Origin of the sequence: Stenotrophomonas sp. 2YAF26 (genome assembly GCF_052114625.1) — a bacterium.
Lineage (GTDB): Bacteria > Pseudomonadota > Gammaproteobacteria > Xanthomonadales > Xanthomonadaceae > Stenotrophomonas > Stenotrophomonas indicatrix.
Map to the genome: position 1 here is coordinate 33995 of NZ_JBFRFC010000018.1, position 15294 is coordinate 49288.

Genomic DNA, 15294 nt, shown 5'->3' on the forward strand with positions numbered 1-15294 from the left:
TGGGCCGTATCATCTGCGTTCCCGGCCCCGCGCCGCTGTACCTGCCTTGGTTTCGCGCATGCACATGATGGAAGAGCTCCTGGTCGTCACCACCGGTGGCACGATCGACAAGATCTATTTCGACGACAAGTCGGACTACCAGATCGGCGACCCGCAGATCGGCATGATCCTGCGCGAACTGGGGGTTACGTTCCGTTTCAACGTGATTCCGATCCTGCGCAAGGATTCGCTGCACATCAACGACGACGATCGTGAGCTGATCCGCGCGACGATCGCCGCGCAGCCCACCCGCCACGTGCTGGTGACCCACGGCACCGATTCGATGGTGCAGACCGGCAAGGTGCTGGCGACGATCCCGGACAAGACCATCGTGATGACCGGTGCGCTGAGCCCGGCGCGTTTCCGTGGTTCGGATGCGGAGTTCAACATCGGCTGTGCGATCGGTGCGGTGCAGTCGCTGCCGGCGGGAGTGTTCATCGCGATGAACGGCCGGATCTTCGACCCGCAGCATGTGCGCAAGAACGTGGCGGCGAACCGGTTCGAGTCGGTTTGAGGGATTGAAGGCGCGCTGTCGCGCGTCGGCGTTTCGGTTGCTGTAGTCGTGAGAGGCTCAGGCTCTCCAGACAGATGCCGGTGCGCGGCCAGCAAGGTCAAAAAAACACCCCGGCCGAAGCCGGGGCGTGCCCATGGAGAGGGGCTTGGGCTCAGTACTGGGCGTTGACGGTCACGCCCGAGAAGGTGCTGTACGCCTTCACCCGCACGTACCAGGTACCGGCGGTGGGGCTGTTGACGGTGCAGGTCTCGTTGTTGCCGCTCAGGTACGGGCGGCAGGTGTAGACGGTGTCGGTCGGGGCACTGCCCTGGCGCAGGTACAGGTCGGCATCACCGCTGCCGCCGCTGATCGCCACGCGCAGCTGCGTGCTGCCAGCCGGGACGTTGACGGTATAGCTGAGCGATGCGCCGCTGGCTGCGCCGAGGCCGGTAACCGGCACGTTGTTCTGCAGCACGGTGCCACCCGGGTTGGGCGTGGTGCCGTTGATCGCGGCAGTCACCGCGGCATCGGCGTCGATGATGCCGGCGCCGCAACCACCCGAGCACGCACCCGGCAGCGGACGCGCGGTGCTCTTGATGATGCTTTCCACCTGCGCCGGGCTGAGCGGGCTCGGTGCCACCGACTGCATCAGTGCAACCACGCCCGCCACGTGCGGCGCCGCCATCGAGGTGCCGTTGTAGGACGCGTAACTGGCGCTGCCCGGGGTGGTGGTGCCGCTGTTGAGGGTGGACAGGATGCTCTGGCCCGGTGCGGAGATATCGATGCCGGTGCCGTAGTTGGAGAAGCTGGCACGTGCGCCTGCCGAGGTGGTCGCCGCCACCGCGATCACGTTCGGGCAGTTCGCCGGTACCGACGAGGATACGTTGGTGTTGCTGTTGCCGGCAGCGACCACCACGGTGGTGCCACGGCCGACCGCGCCGTTGATGGCGTTCTGGTAGGTGGTCGAGCAGCTGCCGCCGCCACCGAGCGAGAGGTTGATGACCTCGGCCGGATTGGCGTTGGCCGGCACACCGCTGACCGTGCCACCGGAGGCCCAGACGATCGCGTCGGCGATGTCGGAGGTGTAGCCGCCGCACTTGCCGAGCACGCGCACCGGCACGACCTTGGCGTTGAAGGCGGTACCGGCCACGCCGGTGCTGTTGTTGGTCACAGCAGCGACCGTGCCGGCCACGTGGGTGCCATGCCAGCTGGAGTTCGAGCCCGGATAACCGGCCTGGCACTCGTTGTCGCCGTACCAGTCACCCTCGTCGTTGGGATTGCTGTCACGGCCACCACCATCGCGCGCCATCGCCGCGTCGCTGATGAAGTCATAGCCGGGCAGGATGTTGGCGTTGAGGTCGGCATGGTTGGTGATGCCGGTATCGATCACGGCCACGACCACGCCGGTGCCGGTGGCCTTGTCCCAGGCCGGACGCACGTTGATCGAGGCGTTGGACGTACCGAAGCCCCATTGCTCGCTGAAACGGGTGTCGTTGGGGGTCAGCGTCGCGCGCATGATCTGGTCGACTTCGACGTATTCGACGTTCGGGTCGGCGGCCAGCTTGCGCATCAGCAGCTCGGATTCGGCCTGGTCCAGCGCACGGTCGGTCCTGACCACGGTGGAGCCGACCGCAAGCCTGCGGACCTGCTGCAGGCCCAGCGCGCGGCCCTGGCTGCTGGCGATGCCGGCAGCGGCCGTCTTCAGCGAAGAGGCCAGCGCGGTGGTGTTGGCCACCGGCGCACTGCCGTCGCGGAACTTGACGATGAAGCGCTGGTGGGTCTGCGCGGACTGCAGGCCGCTGAGCTGGACATCACCGGCCAGCGCAGGCGTGGCCAGCAGCAGCGATGACAGGACGGACGCACCAAGGACCACCCACACACGACGCACACGCGGTTGCGTTACCTGGGACATCGGATTTCCCTTCTAATGGTAGGAATGCCGGAATCGGCAGAAGCACCGGCCTGAACCGTGGGCTGGCTTGCGATGGCGAGGTTCGGGTCCGGCGAGCCAGCGGATTCCCCTGCCCATCCGCTGTGTTGATGACGCTAGTGGCTCAAGCCGGACACCACAAGATTTTCAGCGTCTTTTCAGCAAGATGAAATGTTGGATCTGAGACTTTCCGGGTCGAGGGTTTGTGAAGGTGAAGGAACTTTCGCGTCAGCTGCACGTACCTGACTGCGGAATGTCCTGTCTCACCATGTCTTTGCCGACATCGGCGGGTGTGATTTGCAAGGCATGGCGCGCGCCTCCCCAAACGCAGAAAGCCCGTCACGAGGACGGGCTTTCCAGGAAGGCAGCCGGGCATGGCCCGGCTCCGATATTCAGCGCAGGCGATCAGCCCAGCTTGACCAGCCAGCCGTGGCGGTCCGGCAGGCGACCGTACTGGATGTCGGTCAGCTCCTTGCGCAGCGACATGGTCACTTCACCGGCCGGCGCGTTGATGTCGCCCACCGAGAAGCCCTCGCCCTTGAGCTGGCCGATCGGGGTGACCACCGCAGCGGTACCACAGGCGAACACTTCGGCGATCTCGCCGGAGGTCACGCCCTGCTTCCACTCATCGATGGTGACCTTGCGCTCTTCGACCTTCATGCCGCGGTCGCGGGCCAGCTGCAGGATGCTCTCGCGGGTGATGCCCTCGAGGATGCTGCCGGACAGTTCCGGCGTGACCAGGGTGCCGTCCTTGTAGACCAGGAACACGTTCATGCCGCCCAGTTCTTCCAGATACTTGCCTTCGACCGGGTCCAGGAACAGCACCTGCGAGCAGCCCTGTGCCTGCGCCTTCTGCTGCGGCAGCAGCGACGCGGCGTAGTTGCCACCGCACTTGGCCGCACCGGTGCCGCCCTTGGCCGCACGCGCGTACTCGGTGGACAGCCAGATCGACACCGGGGCGACGCCCTTGGCGAAGTACGGGCCGGCCGGGCTGGCGATCACGTAGTAACCGGCCTTGTGCGCGCCGCGCACGCCGAGGAAGGCTTCGTCGCCGATCATGAACGGACGGAAGTACAGGCTCGACTCATCGGCCGACGGCACCCAGGCGCTGTCGACGGCGATCATCTGCTTCAGCGATTCGACGAAGATCTCCACCGGCAGTTCCGGCAACGCCAGGCGCTGCGCCGAACGCTGCAGGCGACGGCCGTTGGCATCGGGGCGGAAGGTCCAGATCGAACCATCGGCATGGCGGTAGGCCTTGATGCCCTCGAAGATCTCCTGGCCGTAGTGCAGCACGGCCGCGGCCGGGTCCAGCTGCAGCGGACCATAGGCGCGCACGCTGGCGTTGTGCCAGCCGGCATCCTTGTCCCAGCGCACTTCCACCATGTGGTCGGTGAAGTGCAGGCCGAAGCCCGGCTTCTCCAGGATCTGGGCGCGCTCTTCAGCGCTGCGCGGGTGGTCCGAACGGGTGACGGCGAAGCTGGGAATGGACTGGGACACCGGAGATTTCCTGTTCTGGTTGCGGGTAATGCCGGGCCCGCGTCACTGCGGGCCGTGGGTCAAAGCATGCCGGTTTCGAGGCGCGCGGCCTCGGACATCATGTGCTGGTTCCACGGCGGATCGAAGACCAGCTCGACGTCGGCCTCGGCCACCGTCGGGATCATTTCAAGCTTGCTGCGCACGTCGTCGACCAGGATGTCGCCCATGCCGCACGCAGGCGCGGTCAGGGTCATCTTCACGTCGATCTCGCGCTGTCCTTCGTCCAAGTGCTTGATCTCCACCTCGTAGACCAGGCCCAGTTCGACGATGTTCACCGGAATTTCCGGGTCGAAACAGGTGCGGAGCTGCTGCCAGACCAGTTGTTCGACCTGCTCGTCGCTGGCATCGTCGGGCAGTTCCAGCGGTGCCGGCGCTTCCTTGCCGATGGCATCGCCATCCTTGCCGGCGATGCGGAACAGATTGCCCTCGACGAACACCGAATAACTGCCACCCAGCGCCTGGGTGATGTACCCATAGCTGCCGGCGGGCAGGGTCACAGTGTCGCCCTGCGGGACCATCACGGCCTCGCAATCGCGTTCGAAGTGGACAGGTTCGCTGCTACGGGAATACATGGGGACCGATATGGGGCTGCGGCATAAGCCACGCAAGCGGCCATTCTAGCGTAGGCGCCCCGCCCTCGCCGGTGCACTGCGGCAAACCACAGTATCCTGTGGGCGACCTTCAGGAGCTTCGATGTCCTCCAATGCCGCACGCGCCAGGACCGTTACCTGGCTCTGGCCCTTCATGTTGTTGCTGGCGCTGGCCACCGCCCCCCTCGCCTGGATGCTGATCGCCCTGTTCACCGGCCGTCCCGTCGGCTGGATGGCGGTACTGACCGCCCTGGAACTGGTGTTCATGCTGCGCCTGGGCACGCTCGGTCCCGGCAAGCTGCGTATCGCCCTGGTCGTGCTGGGTACGCTGCTGGTGGCCGCGATCTCGAACTGGGCCATCGCCAGTGCCTGGATGGGCGGATCGATGGGCCTGAACCCCTGGGACGCCTCGCTGCGGATGGGCCCGCACCTGGCCTGGACGCTGATCACCCTGGCCAATGGCGTGGTCGAGTGGCTGTGGCTGGCGGTGGGCGTCGCCGTAGGCGCCTGGCTGGCGCGTTGATCGCGCCGGTGATGCCCTGGTAGATCCACGCCATGCGTGGATGGGGTGGTTGGATCCGGGGTCAGAGCCCTTTCCTGCGGAAAGGGATCCAACCCCAACCCTCAATGCCCGCCGTCAAGCGCCTTCAGTTCGCTGACCAGCGACGCCGCCGCCTCTGCACCATCGCCGTACAGCATGCGGGTGTTGTCGGCGTAGAACAGCGCATTCTCGATACCCGCAAAGCCGGTGCCCTTGCCGCGCTTGATCACCACCACGTTGCGCGCGTTGACCACGTCCAGCACCGGCATGCCGTAGATCGGACTGGCCGGATCGGTGCGCGCCACCGGATTGACCACGTCGTTGGCACCGATCACCAGCACCACGTCGGTAGTGGCGAACTCGGGATTGATGTCATCCATGTCCGCGATCAGGTCATACGGCACCCCTGCTTCGGCCAGCAGCACGTTCATGTGCCCGGGCATGCGCCCGGCCACCGGGTGGATGGCGAACTTGACCTTCACCCCGCGCGTGATCAGCCGCTGCGCCAGCTCCCAGATCTTGTGCTGGGCCTGGGCCACGGCCATGCCATAACCGGGCACGATCACCACGCGTTCGGCAAAGCCCATCATCGCCGCCACGTCGGCCGCTTCGATGGGCTTCTGCGAGCCGGAAATCGCCTGTGCTTCACCCCCGGCGCCACCACCGAAGTTGGAGAACAGCACGTTGCGGATCGGCCGGTTCATGGCCTTGGCCATCAACCGGGTCAGCAGGATGCCCGCTGCGCCGACCATCATGCCGGCAATGATCAACGCCTCGTTGCCCAGCACGTAGCCTTCGAACGACACCGCCAGGCCGGTGAACGCGTTGTACAGCGAGATCACCACCGGCATGTCGGCGCCACCGATCGGCAACGTCATCAACACGCCCAGCGCCAGCGCCAGCACGAAGAAGGCAACGATGGCCCAGGTGCTGAGCGTGCTGGCGGCGATGATGCCCAGCACCACTACGGCCAGCGCCACCAGCAGGTTCATCACCTGCTGGCCCGGCCAGGTCACGCGCTTGTCGAGGCGGCCATCGAGTTTGGCCCAGGCGATCACCGAGCCGGACAGCGACACCGCACCGATCGCCGCGCCCACCACCGCCAGCACCAGCACCGTGCCGGACGGCTGCCGCGCGGCCAGATCGGCCAGCGCCTGCGCACTCCAGTGGGTGGTATCGCGGTTGGCCAGGAACGCATAACGCAGCAGTTCCACCGCACCGATGGCGGCCGCCGAGCCGCCGCCCATGCCGTTGTACAGCGCGACCATCTGCGGCATGTCGGTGACGGCGACCTTGCCCGCCGACCACCAGGCCAGGCCGGCACCCAGCAGCAGTGCCACCAGGATCAGCGGCACGTTGTGCAGTTCGGGCAGGAAGAAGGTCGCCACCGTGGCGAGCAGCATGCCCAGCCCCGCCCAGCGGATACCGCTGCTCGCGGTCATCGGCGAGGCCATGCGCTGCAGGCCGAGCAGGAACAGGGTGGCGGCGACCAGGTAGCTGGCCTTGACCAGCCAATCGAGCAGTTCGACGGTGCTGATGTTCAAGCCTGCGGCTCCTTCGGTTCATCGTTGCCGGCCTTGCGCACGCTCGGCTTGAACATTTCCAGCATGCGCGCGGTGACCACATAGCCACCGGCTGCGTTGCCGGCGCCGAGCACCACGGCAATGAACCCCAGCACCTTCTCCAACGGCGTCTGCGCGTGCCCCAGCACCACCATCGCGCCGATCAGCACGATGCCATGGATGAAGTTGGAGCCCGACATCAGCGGGGTATGCAGGATCACCGGGACCCGGGAAATGATCACGTGGCCGGCAATGGCGGCCAGCATGAAGATGTACAGCGCCACGAACCCGTCACTCACCGGCAACGCTCCTGCTCTGTCTTCGTCGCCCCATCATAACCACGGGCTGAACCCTGCGCGCGTTCCGGTCAACCACGGCCGCGCTCACGCGTTGTCGATGGTGACCCCTGCCGAGGAACCGTACCCTGTGCTGGTGAGCAGCCCTGTCCCCTCAACCACCGATGCCGACACCGTTCCGGCCTCGCTGGAAGCGTTCCTGGCCAGCGTCGGGCCGCGCGCCTTCCGCTTCGCCGAGGCCGGCCTGCGCCAGCGTGATGACGCGCTGGATGCGGTGCAGGACGCGCTGCTGCGCATGCTGGACTACGCCGACAAGCCGGCCGCCGAGTGGGCGCCGTTGTTCTGGAGCATCCTGCGCCGGCGGGTGATCGACGTGCAGCGCCGCCGCCGCTTCCGCCTGCCGTTCTGGCGCGACAACCAGGACGCCGACGGTGGCGAGATCGACTGGGCCGACCCCGGCCCGGACCCCTCGCAGGCGCACGAGCAGCGCCAGCAGTACCAGCAACTGGTGCAGGCACTGCGCGACCTGCCCGCCCGCCAGCGCGAGGCATTCACCCTACGCGTGCTGCAGGACCTGGACGGGGCCACCACCGCCCGCGCCATGGGCTGCAGCGAAGGCGCGGTAAAGACCCATCTGGCGCGCGCCCGACAGGCGCTGCAGAATCAACTGGAGATGCACCCGTGAACCGCCCCCTGCCTTCCGATGACGCCCTGCGCAGCCTGCACGCGCAGTCGCTGCAGGCGCTGTCGCCGGCCACCCTGGCACGCCTGCGCAGTGCCCGTCACAACGCCGGTGCGGCGCACGCCGGTCGCTGGCGCTGGTGGCTGGCCAGCGCCTGTTCGCTGGTGATCGCGCTGGGCATCGGCGTCCAGTTCGTCGGTCCGGGCGATCATCAGGGCCCGATCAGCACGCCGATCGTCGCTGCGGAAGAAGACAATGGCGTGCTGTACGACGAGAATCCCGATCTGTACCTGTGGCTGGGCGACAACGACCTGGCGATGGAGTGAACCATGCTGCGATACCCCTCCCTGCCCCTGCTGATCGCCCTGACCCTGCTGCCCGCTGCATCGGCACTGGCGCAGGCCACCGCGCCGGCGCCTGCCGCGCGGCCGGCACCTGCTGCCGCGCCGCTGCCGAACTGGGAACAGCTGAGCACGGCCCAACGCGAAGCGCTGTTGGCCCCGCTGCGTGACCGCTGGAACGGCGCCGATCCCGCGCAGCGCCAGCGCATGCTGTCGCACGGCCAGCGCTGGCAGTCGATGAGCCCGGAAGAGCGCGACAAGGCCCGCCGCGGCCTGCGCCGCTTCGAACACATGAGCCCGGAGCAGCGCGAGCAGGCCAGGGCGTTGTTCGGCCAGATGCGTGACCTCAGTCCGGCCCAGCGCGATGCCATGCGCGAGCGCTGGTCGCAGATGACCTCAGACGAACGCAGGGAATGGGTGCGGGACAACCCGCCGCCGGCCAAGCCGCGGTAACCCGCCATCCGAAGGCAAGACATGGGGTCAGATCCCTTTGCCTGCGGCAAAGGGATCTGACCCCATGCCGATCACGCCTGCCAGCGCGTTTTCGCCAGCAGCTCGTCTTCCCAGTCGAAGCCCAGCTGGCCATCACGTACGAACAGAGCGACGAAGTTCATCAGGTTGCGCGCATACATCTCGCTGGCCTGGGTTGCACCTCGGCTGGCCAGACCCAGCGGGCCATCGATGGTCACGCCCTGGTGCTCGATGCATTGGCCGGGTTCGGTCAGCGCGCAGTTGCCACCGCTCTCGGCGGCCAGATCGACGATCACGCTGCCGGCGGCCATGCCTTCGACCATCGCGGCGGTGACGATCGTCGGCGCCTGACGTCCCGGCACCGCGGCAGTGCAGATCACCACGTCCACGCTGCGCAGATGGTCGCCAAGACGGCGCTGCTGTTCGGCACGCTCCTCATCGGTCAGCGCCCGCGCATAACCGCCCTCGCCGGCCGCGCTCACCCCCAGGTCGAGGAAGCGTGCACCGAGCGACTGGATCTGTTCGCGGGTTTCCGGGCGCACGTCAAAGCCCTCCACCTGCGCACCCAGGCGGCGCGAGGTGGCAATGGCCTGCAGGCCGGCGACACCGGCGCCGATCACCAGCACCTTGGCTGGACGCACGGTACCGGCCGCAGTGGTCAGCATCGGGAAGAAGCGCGGCGCACGTTCGGCAGCGATCAATGCCGCCTTGTAGCCGGCCATGCCGGCCTGCGAACTGAGTACGTCCATCGCCTGCGCGCGCGTGGTGCGCGGCAACTGCTGCAGCGGGAACAGGTGCAGGCGGTCATCCGAAGCCAATGCGGCCAACGCCGGGTCGGCCGCGGGGGTCAGCAGGCCGACCACACTGGCGCCCGGCTTGAGCTGGGCCAGCACCTCGGCCGGTGGCGCCTGCACGCACAGCAGGATGTCGATCTCGGCCCAACGGGCGGCGTCGAAGGCGCGGGCACCTGCGTCGTCGTAAGCGGCATCGGTGAAGCCAGCGGCCTGGCCCGCGCCGGGCTGGTACCACACAGTGATGCCCAGCGCAGCGAGCTTGCGCGCCGTCTCCGGTGTGAGCGCAACGCGCCGTTCGCCCGGCGCGGTCTCCTTGATCCCCAGCAACGCCACGGCCATGCAGAATTCCGATGATCGGTGAGTGGGTCCGATCCTAGCAGGCGTACGCGGCTCAGTGCAGCGTCGCACCACCCGGGTCGAGGCGGTCGAGCACGCCCTGCATGGCGCTGTCGAAGGCGCCATCGTCGATGTGGGGACGCAAGCGACCCAACCGCACCATCACCGCCAGCTCCTCGGGCGAGGCCACGCAGAAGCGCACGCCACGACGGTTGACGAACAGCAGGCGCGCGGAAATAGGGCTGATCCAGGACAACTTGCCCGCCTGCACCTTGCCGTCCTTGTCGACGAAGTCCAGCCAGTTGCCGATCTCCATCCGCCGGAAGCGATCGGCATCGGCGTTGTCGAAATCGTCGGTATTGAAGGTACCGCCCAGTTCCACTGCCGGCGTTTCCGGTGCCGGCGGCGCGGGCAGCACCACCTGCGGCAGCTCCGGCAACGCGCGCTGCAGCTCCGGTCGCGATTCGGCGATGCCCTGCAATGTGTCGTGCAGCGCATCGATGGCTGCGGTGGCTGCGTCGCCATGCACGCCGACGCTGGCAAACACCTTGGCCAGCATCGGCTGCCAGGCCTGCAGCCACGGCTTGCCGACGATCTGCCGGCGGGCCTCGGCCACTTCCTCAAGCAGGCCATCAGCCAGGGTCAGCGCCTCGGCCACCGAGGCCCCCTCCTCGCCCTCGCGCAGCAGCGCCAGGGTCAGATGGTGCTGCCAAGGCTGGCGCAGGAATTCGGCGATCGCCGACGGCAGGGTGGCATCGCCGATGCGGCGATCCAGTTCGGCACCGGCACGGGTACGGGCCATCTCCAGCTTTTCCTGGCCGCGCTGGGTCTCGGCGGCCCGGCGCTCGGCGATTTCCACGCGACGGCGGTGCTGCACCAGGAAATCGCGGAATTCTTCTTCCAGGGTCAGGAAGATCGCCAGGTTTTCGTTGAACTCGGCCACCAACCGCTCGACGATCTCTTCCACCTTGGCCATCAGCATGCGCTCGGCCTGGCTTTCCCCGGTGTTGCCCTCGCAAGCTTCGGCCAGCGAGTTGAGCAGCTTGCGCGCCGGATGGGTCTTCTGCACGAACATGCGGCGGTCCAGCATCGCCACCTTCACGAACGGAACCACCAGGCGGCCAATGAGCTCACGCGAGCGGCCTTCCAGTTCACGCTCATCGAGCATCACGTCGAACAGCATGCCGACCAGGTCGATGGCATCCTCGTCCTGCGCGTCCAGCCGGGTCTGGCCCGGATCGACACCCAGCCGCGTGGCGCTGGACAACACTTCGCTCTTCAGCCGCTGCGCCAATGATTCGCCGTCCTCGCCGATCGCCGCACGCAGGGTTGCGCTGGGCGTGGCCTGCAGCAGCGACAGCACCGACATCATTTCGCGCTGGCTCAACGGACGATGCTGGCCGACCGCGACCTGAGCCGCAGAGGTTGCGTCCTCGCGCACGTGGCGGGTCTGCTGCAGCAGTTCGTGCAGGGCTTCCAGCAACATGCCCTGCTGGCCGGAATAGGCTTCACCGGAAGGGCTCTCTTCACCACCCGCATGCTGCTGCATATGGCCACGACGCTCGGACCAGCGCGCGGCGAAACGCTGTGCCCAAGCCGGGGCGGCCTGTTCGTCGTCCTTGAATTCGCTGTCAACGCCCGGTGCCGCGCGCTGCTCGACCAGATCATCCAGGCCATGCGGAACGTGCTGCGCCGGGGCCGACGCCAGTGGTCGGCGCGGGGCACCCATCTGCGACATCACCCCGGCTGCGGCCAGGTGCTCGTCCAGCTTCTCGTAGATGCGGCCCACCGGCGCGCGCATATCGCGCTCGCACAGCTTGATCAGCACCAGGTGGACTTCCGGTGCCAGCTCGCAGCCGGCAAAGGCTTCGTGGATGGCCACGCCCAGGTGTTCGGGGCTGATCGGGTTGCGGTCGGCATCCAGTTCGATACCGCCGCCCAGCCAGCCCAGGCGGCGGTCGAGCCGCGCCAGCACCGGCTTGAAGTCGCGCAGCAGCACGGTGGCGAAGTTGCGCACCGCCAACCGCGATTCCAGTACATGTTCCGGCACCAGGCTGAGGCCGTCCTGGGCCTGCCCGGACAGGGTCAGCTCGGCGGAGACGGGCTCGCCCGCAGCCAGACCGGCCCAGGCATGGCCAAGATGGGCGGCAAAAGCACCGGCAATCTCCTCACGGCGGCGGCGCAGCTCGCGCATCGCGTCCAGGAACAGCAACTGCGACGAGCCGGCATTGCCGGCACGGTCGAACAGGGCATCATCGAAGCGGGCCAGTGCCGCGCCAAAGGCCTGGCACAACGCCGGCAGGACGATGTCCCGGGCAAGCTGGAGCTGGGCCGGGTCACGGCCCGGCGATCCCATCGGAGTGGGCGCGCTCATCATTCGGGAAGGCTCCCCACCTTCTCTGGTGCGACAGACATCATGGACATCGCGACGGCCGGTACACCCCATGCACCGGTCCCTCGATGGTAGGCCGCCCAGCCCATCGCGGACAGTGAAACAGTCCTCACTTCAAACCTCATGAACGGCGGCCCGGCAATATTACGTATCGTAAGCCGTGCAGGGCCTGCGAGGCGAGGGGAAGCGGGGCTCCGTGATCCGCCAGTGGCATGATGTTCATCACAGTTTGCTATTCAGGGGTCTGACGCGACACAAACGGCGTCATCTACCTCCCCGACTATAATCAGCGACCCGTGATGACCGGTTCAGACTCCATGCCCGACCCTGCTGCCCTGATTGCCCTGGATGCCCGCCGCTCGGTGCCCTCGCGGCAACTGGGCGAGCCCGGACCGGATCCGGCCACCCTGCAGCGGATGCTGACCTCGGCGGTCCGCGTGCCCGACCACGGCAAGCGCGTACCGTTCCGCTTCCTGAAGATCGCCGGCGATGCGCGTCACACTCTGGGCGACTTCCTGGCCGCGCGCAGCCGTGAGCGCGATCCGCATGCCGGCGACGCCGTGTTCGAGAAGGACCGCCAGCGCTTCAGCCATGCACCGCTGGTGATCGTGGTGGTGGCCAGCCCCCGGCCGGACCCGAAAGTTCCCGCACAGGAACAGCTGATGACCGCCGGCTGCGTGTGCTTTGCCCTGTTGCAGGCCGCCCAGGCGCTGGGCTTCGGCGCGCAGTGGCTGACCGCATGGATGGCCTTCGATCCCGCCGTGCACGCCCATCTGGGGCTGGCCGAGGGCGAAGGCATTGCCGGTTTCATCCACATCGGCACGCCCAAGGCCGAAGTGCCCGAACGCGAGCGCCCCGATGCCGCGGCCCTGCTGCAGGACTGGACCGGCCAGTGAGCGCCGTGATTCCCGTGGCGATACCGCCGCCGCTGTACCTGGTCGACGCCAGCATCTACGTGTTCCGCGCCTGGCATTCGCTGCCGGACGAATTCCAGGACAGCCAGGGCTGGCCGACCAACGCCGTGCATGGATTCGCCCGTTTCCTGCTGGACCTGCTGGAGCGCGAACGCCCCCGGCACATCGCCATCGCCTTCGACGAGGCATTGGACAGTGGCTTCCGTCACCGCCTGTACCCGGCCTACAAGGCCAACCGGGACCCGGCGCCGGAAGCGCTCAAGCGCCAGTTCGTGCACTGCAAGGCGCTGTGCGCAGCGCTCGGCCTGGTGGTACTGGCGCATCATGATTACGAAGCCGACGACCTGATCGGCAGCGCCCTGCATGGCCACCGCAGCAGCCATCGCGGCGTGATCATTTCCGCCGACAAGGACCTGTCGCAGCTGCTGCTCGAACATGACGAGCAATGGGATTACGCACGCAACCAGCGCTGGGACGTGGCCGGCGTCAAGGCCCGGCACGGCGTGCACGCACACCAGATTGCCGATTACCTGGCGCTGTGCGGCGATGCGGTCGACAACATTCCGGGCATCAGCGGTGTCGGCGCCAAGTCGGCGGCCGTGCTGCTGGCCCATTTCGGCAGCATGGACGTGCTGTACGAACGCCTGGACGAAGTGCCGTTCCTGCGCCTGCGCGGCGCGGCCCAGATGGCCGTGCGCCTGCGCGAGCAGCGCGAGCACGCCCAGCTCTGGCGCCAGCTGACCACCATCGCCCTGGACGCACCCTTGGAAGGTTGCCAGCCCGGCATGCCGCGCCAGGCGGCCGATCCAGAGCTGCTCGGCGGCCTGTGCCAGACCCTGCGCTTCGGCCCCATGACCCGCCGCCGGCTGTTCAGTGCCGCCGGCATTTCCGACCCCGTCCCTACTTCCAGCGAGCCCGCATGAGCCAGCGCAACACCGAAGCACCGCGTGTCGTCTACGAAGGCAAGTACCAGCGCATGGTCGTGCGCGGCAGCTGGGAATACAGCGAACGCACCCACGCCGGCGGCCTGGCCGCGATCATCATTGCCGTCACCCCCGAGGACAACGTGCTGTTCGTCGAACAGTTCCGCGTACCACTGCAGGCGTCGACCATCGAGATGCCGGCCGGGCTGGTCGGCGACATCGATGCGGGCGAGTCCATCGAAGTTTCCGCTGTACGCGAGCTGGAAGAGGAAACCGGCTGGACCGCCGAGCACGCCGAAGTGCTGATGATCGGCCCCACCTCCTCCGGTGCCAGCAGCGAGAAGATCGCCTTCGTGCGTGCCACCGGCCTGCGTCGCATCGGCGAAGGCGGCGGCGACGAGAGCGAGGACATCACCGTGCATGAAGTGCCGCGCACGCAGGCGGCCGCCTGGCTGGTGCAGAAAATGGCCGAAGGCTATGAAGCCGATGCCAAGCTGTGGGCCGGCCTGTGGATGATCGAGCACCACCTGGACGGACGGCCCCGTGGCTGACGCCGGCCTGCACGCGCTGCCGGCACTGCTGGGCGCCGACGATCCGGCGATCTTCAGTGTGCACCGTGCGCAGGGCGCCTCGCCGTTCCTGCTGCTGGCTGATCATGCCGGCCAACAGGTACCGCGTGCACTGGCCGATCTTGGATTGCCGCAGGCCGAACTGGACCGGCATATCGGCTGGGACATCGGCATCGGCGGCACCACCCGTGCATTGGCCGAGCGGCTGGATGCGTGGGCGATCGAGCAGACCTATTCGCGGCTGCTGATCGACTGCAACCGCCCGCTGGTTTCGCCGACGCTGATCCCCGAGGTCAGCGACCACACCGTAGTGCCGGGCAACGCCGGACTGTCGCCCGCGCAGCGGCAGCAGCGCATCGATGCGATCCACGCGCCCTACCATGCACGCATCGATGCCGAACTGGATGCACGCCGCGATGCGGCACGGCCAACAGTGCTGGTGATGATGCACAGCTTCACCCCGGTGATGAACGGCATGCAGCGTCCGTGGCATGCCGGCGTGCTGTACCACCAGGACACCCGCTTTGCCCACGCCTTTCTGCAGGCGCTGCGCGATGAAGGCGACCTGGTGGTGGGCGACAACGAACCGTATTCGGTCAACAGCAGCAGCGACTACGCGGTGCCGGTGCATGGCGAAGGTCGCGGCCTGGTGCATGTGGAACTGGAGATCCGCCAGGACCTGATCGCCGATGCCGCCGGGCAACAGGCGTGGGCGGAGCGGCTGGCGCGTATTTTCAGCGCGTTGCAGCCGCAGTTGTTGGCGTTCGGATGACCGCATCCACGCATGGCGTGGATCTGCCCGGGATCGGTACATCCACGCATGGCGTAAATCTGCCCCGGATCGGTAGTGCCGGCCGCTGGCCGGCAACCTCAGGGTAGCTG

At 67.4% G+C, this 15294-nt stretch carries 16 protein-coding genes; 9 read left to right on the plus strand and 7 right to left on the minus strand.

The window, feature by feature from the left end:
• Nucleotides 1-67: 67 nt before the first annotated feature.
• Entirely contained in the window at nt 68-553 is a 486-nt protein-coding gene (locus AB4Y98_RS17465) for an asparaginase domain-containing protein (RefSeq protein WP_033830416.1), read from the plus strand.
• A gap of 151 nt (nt 554-704) precedes the next feature.
• On the opposite strand, the gene AB4Y98_RS17470 is transcribed toward AB4Y98_RS17465, so the two are convergent.
• The 3 genes from AB4Y98_RS17470 to sufT all read right to left on the minus strand — a co-directional run bounded on the left by AB4Y98_RS17470 (nt 705) and on the right by sufT (nt 4573).
• A complete protein-coding gene (locus AB4Y98_RS17470) occupies nt 705-2444 on the minus strand; it encodes a S8 family peptidase (protein WP_223494294.1) in 1740 nt (579 codons plus the stop codon).
• A 423-nt stretch (nt 2445-2867) separates the two neighbouring features.
• Nucleotides 2868-3962, minus strand: coding sequence for a branched-chain amino acid aminotransferase (locus tag AB4Y98_RS17475; protein ID WP_117309605.1), 1095 nt, complete (start codon nt 3960-3962; stop codon nt 2868-2870).
• A 59-nt stretch (nt 3963-4021) separates the two neighbouring features.
• Nucleotides 4022-4573, minus strand: a complete 552-nt coding sequence (sufT, locus tag AB4Y98_RS17480) for a putative Fe-S cluster assembly protein SufT (RefSeq protein WP_025877975.1) — start codon at nt 4571-4573, stop codon at nt 4022-4024.
• Nucleotides 4574-4694: 121 nt separating this feature from the next.
• Between sufT and AB4Y98_RS17485 the strand changes: the two genes are divergently transcribed.
• Complete coding sequence (locus AB4Y98_RS17485) at nt 4695-5114, plus strand: hypothetical protein (protein ID WP_025877973.1); 420 nt, start codon at nt 4695-4697, stop codon at nt 5112-5114.
• A 101-nt stretch (nt 5115-5215) separates the two neighbouring features.
• On the opposite strand, the gene AB4Y98_RS17490 is transcribed toward AB4Y98_RS17485, so the two are convergent.
• Nucleotides 5216-6676 (minus strand): NAD(P)(+) transhydrogenase (Re/Si-specific) subunit beta, encoded by a 1461-nt coding sequence (locus AB4Y98_RS17490; protein ID WP_025877971.1) that lies wholly within the window; start codon nt 6674-6676, stop codon nt 5216-5218.
• The gene (locus tag AB4Y98_RS17495; RefSeq protein ID WP_223494292.1) at nt 6673-6993 is read right to left on the minus strand and encodes an NAD(P) transhydrogenase subunit alpha; all 321 of its coding nucleotides are present in this window, start codon (nt 6991-6993) and stop codon (nt 6673-6675) included. The genes AB4Y98_RS17490 and AB4Y98_RS17495 overlap by 4 nt, the downstream gene beginning before the upstream one ends.
• A gap of 97 nt (nt 6994-7090) precedes the next feature.
• On the opposite strand from AB4Y98_RS17495, the gene AB4Y98_RS17500 reads away from it, so the two are divergent.
• The 3 genes from AB4Y98_RS17500 to AB4Y98_RS17510 are packed head-to-tail and all read left to right on the plus strand — an operon-like array spanning nt 7091 to nt 8466.
• Nucleotides 7091-7675 carry an RNA polymerase sigma factor gene (locus tag AB4Y98_RS17500; RefSeq protein WP_313251978.1) on the plus strand — a complete coding sequence of 195 codons (585 nt, stop codon included), beginning with the start codon at nt 7091-7093 and terminating at the stop codon, nt 7673-7675.
• Nucleotides 7672-7998 (plus strand): hypothetical protein, encoded by a 327-nt coding sequence (locus AB4Y98_RS17505; RefSeq protein ID WP_059066081.1) that lies wholly within the window; start codon nt 7672-7674, stop codon nt 7996-7998. Before AB4Y98_RS17500 ends, AB4Y98_RS17505 begins: the two co-directional genes overlap by 4 nt.
• Nucleotides 7999-8001: 3 nt before the next feature.
• Nucleotides 8002-8466: a DUF3106 domain-containing protein gene (locus AB4Y98_RS17510; protein ID WP_363729957.1), complete on the plus strand. Its 465-nt coding sequence runs from the start codon at nt 8002-8004 to the stop codon at nt 8464-8466.
• A 71-nt stretch (nt 8467-8537) separates the two neighbouring features.
• Here AB4Y98_RS17510 and AB4Y98_RS17515 read toward each other — a convergent pair whose 3' ends face one another.
• Both AB4Y98_RS17515 and AB4Y98_RS17520 read right to left on the minus strand, forming a co-directional pair.
• Complete coding sequence (locus AB4Y98_RS17515) at nt 8538-9617, minus strand: NAD(P) transhydrogenase subunit alpha (protein ID WP_312786938.1); 1080 nt, start codon at nt 9615-9617, stop codon at nt 8538-8540.
• Between the two features lie 52 nt (nt 9618-9669).
• Complete coding sequence (locus AB4Y98_RS17520; protein ID WP_312111737.1) at nt 9670-11991, minus strand: DUF1631 domain-containing protein; 2322 nt, start codon at nt 11989-11991, stop codon at nt 9670-9672.
• A gap of 332 nt (nt 11992-12323) precedes the next feature.
• Here AB4Y98_RS17520 and AB4Y98_RS17525 point away from each other — a divergent pair, with 332 nt between their 5' ends.
• From AB4Y98_RS17525 to AB4Y98_RS17540, 4 genes are read left to right on the plus strand one after another with little or no spacing between them, the layout of a single operon-like run.
• Entirely contained in the window at nt 12324-12902 is a 579-nt protein-coding gene (locus tag AB4Y98_RS17525; protein WP_223494286.1) for a nitroreductase family protein, read from the plus strand.
• The gene (locus AB4Y98_RS17530; RefSeq protein WP_336024903.1) at nt 12899-13843 is read left to right on the plus strand and encodes a 5'-3' exonuclease; all 945 of its coding nucleotides are present in this window, start codon (nt 12899-12901) and stop codon (nt 13841-13843) included. Before AB4Y98_RS17525 ends, AB4Y98_RS17530 begins: the two co-directional genes overlap by 4 nt.
• Complete coding sequence (locus AB4Y98_RS17535; protein ID WP_223494284.1) at nt 13840-14394, plus strand: NUDIX hydrolase; 555 nt, start codon at nt 13840-13842, stop codon at nt 14392-14394. The genes AB4Y98_RS17530 and AB4Y98_RS17535 overlap by 4 nt, the downstream gene beginning before the upstream one ends.
• Nucleotides 14387-15184, plus strand: a complete 798-nt coding sequence (locus AB4Y98_RS17540) for an N-formylglutamate amidohydrolase (protein ID WP_312786934.1) — start codon at nt 14387-14389, stop codon at nt 15182-15184. The genes AB4Y98_RS17535 and AB4Y98_RS17540 overlap by 8 nt, the downstream gene beginning before the upstream one ends.
• Nucleotides 15185-15294 lie beyond the last annotated feature (110 nt).

Coding starts and splice junctions, on each gene's coding strand:
- AB4Y98_RS17465 (WP_033830416.1), top strand. CDS start 68: ATGGAAGAGCTCCTGGTCGTCACCACCGGTGGCACGATCGACAAGATC.
- AB4Y98_RS17470 (WP_223494294.1), bottom strand. CDS start 2,444: ATGTCCCAGGTAACGCAACCGCGTGTGCGTCGTGTGTGGGTGGTCCTT.
- sufT (WP_025877975.1), bottom strand. CDS start 4,573: ATGTATTCCCGTAGCAGCGAACCTGTCCACTTCGAACGCGATTGCGAG.
- AB4Y98_RS17485 (WP_025877973.1), top strand. CDS start 4,695: ATGTCCTCCAATGCCGCACGCGCCAGGACCGTTACCTGGCTCTGGCCC.
- AB4Y98_RS17500 (WP_313251978.1), top strand. CDS start 7,091: ATGGTGACCCCTGCCGAGGAACCGTACCCTGTGCTGGTGAGCAGCCCT.
- AB4Y98_RS17510 (WP_363729957.1), top strand. CDS start 8,002: ATGCTGCGATACCCCTCCCTGCCCCTGCTGATCGCCCTGACCCTGCTG.
- AB4Y98_RS17515 (WP_312786938.1), bottom strand. CDS start 9,617: ATGGCCGTGGCGTTGCTGGGGATCAAGGAGACCGCGCCGGGCGAACGG.
- AB4Y98_RS17520 (WP_312111737.1), bottom strand. CDS start 11,991: ATGATGAGCGCGCCCACTCCGATGGGATCGCCGGGCCGTGACCCGGCC.
- AB4Y98_RS17525 (WP_223494286.1), top strand. CDS start 12,324: ATGCCCGACCCTGCTGCCCTGATTGCCCTGGATGCCCGCCGCTCGGTG.
- AB4Y98_RS17535 (WP_223494284.1), top strand. CDS start 13,840: ATGAGCCAGCGCAACACCGAAGCACCGCGTGTCGTCTACGAAGGCAAG.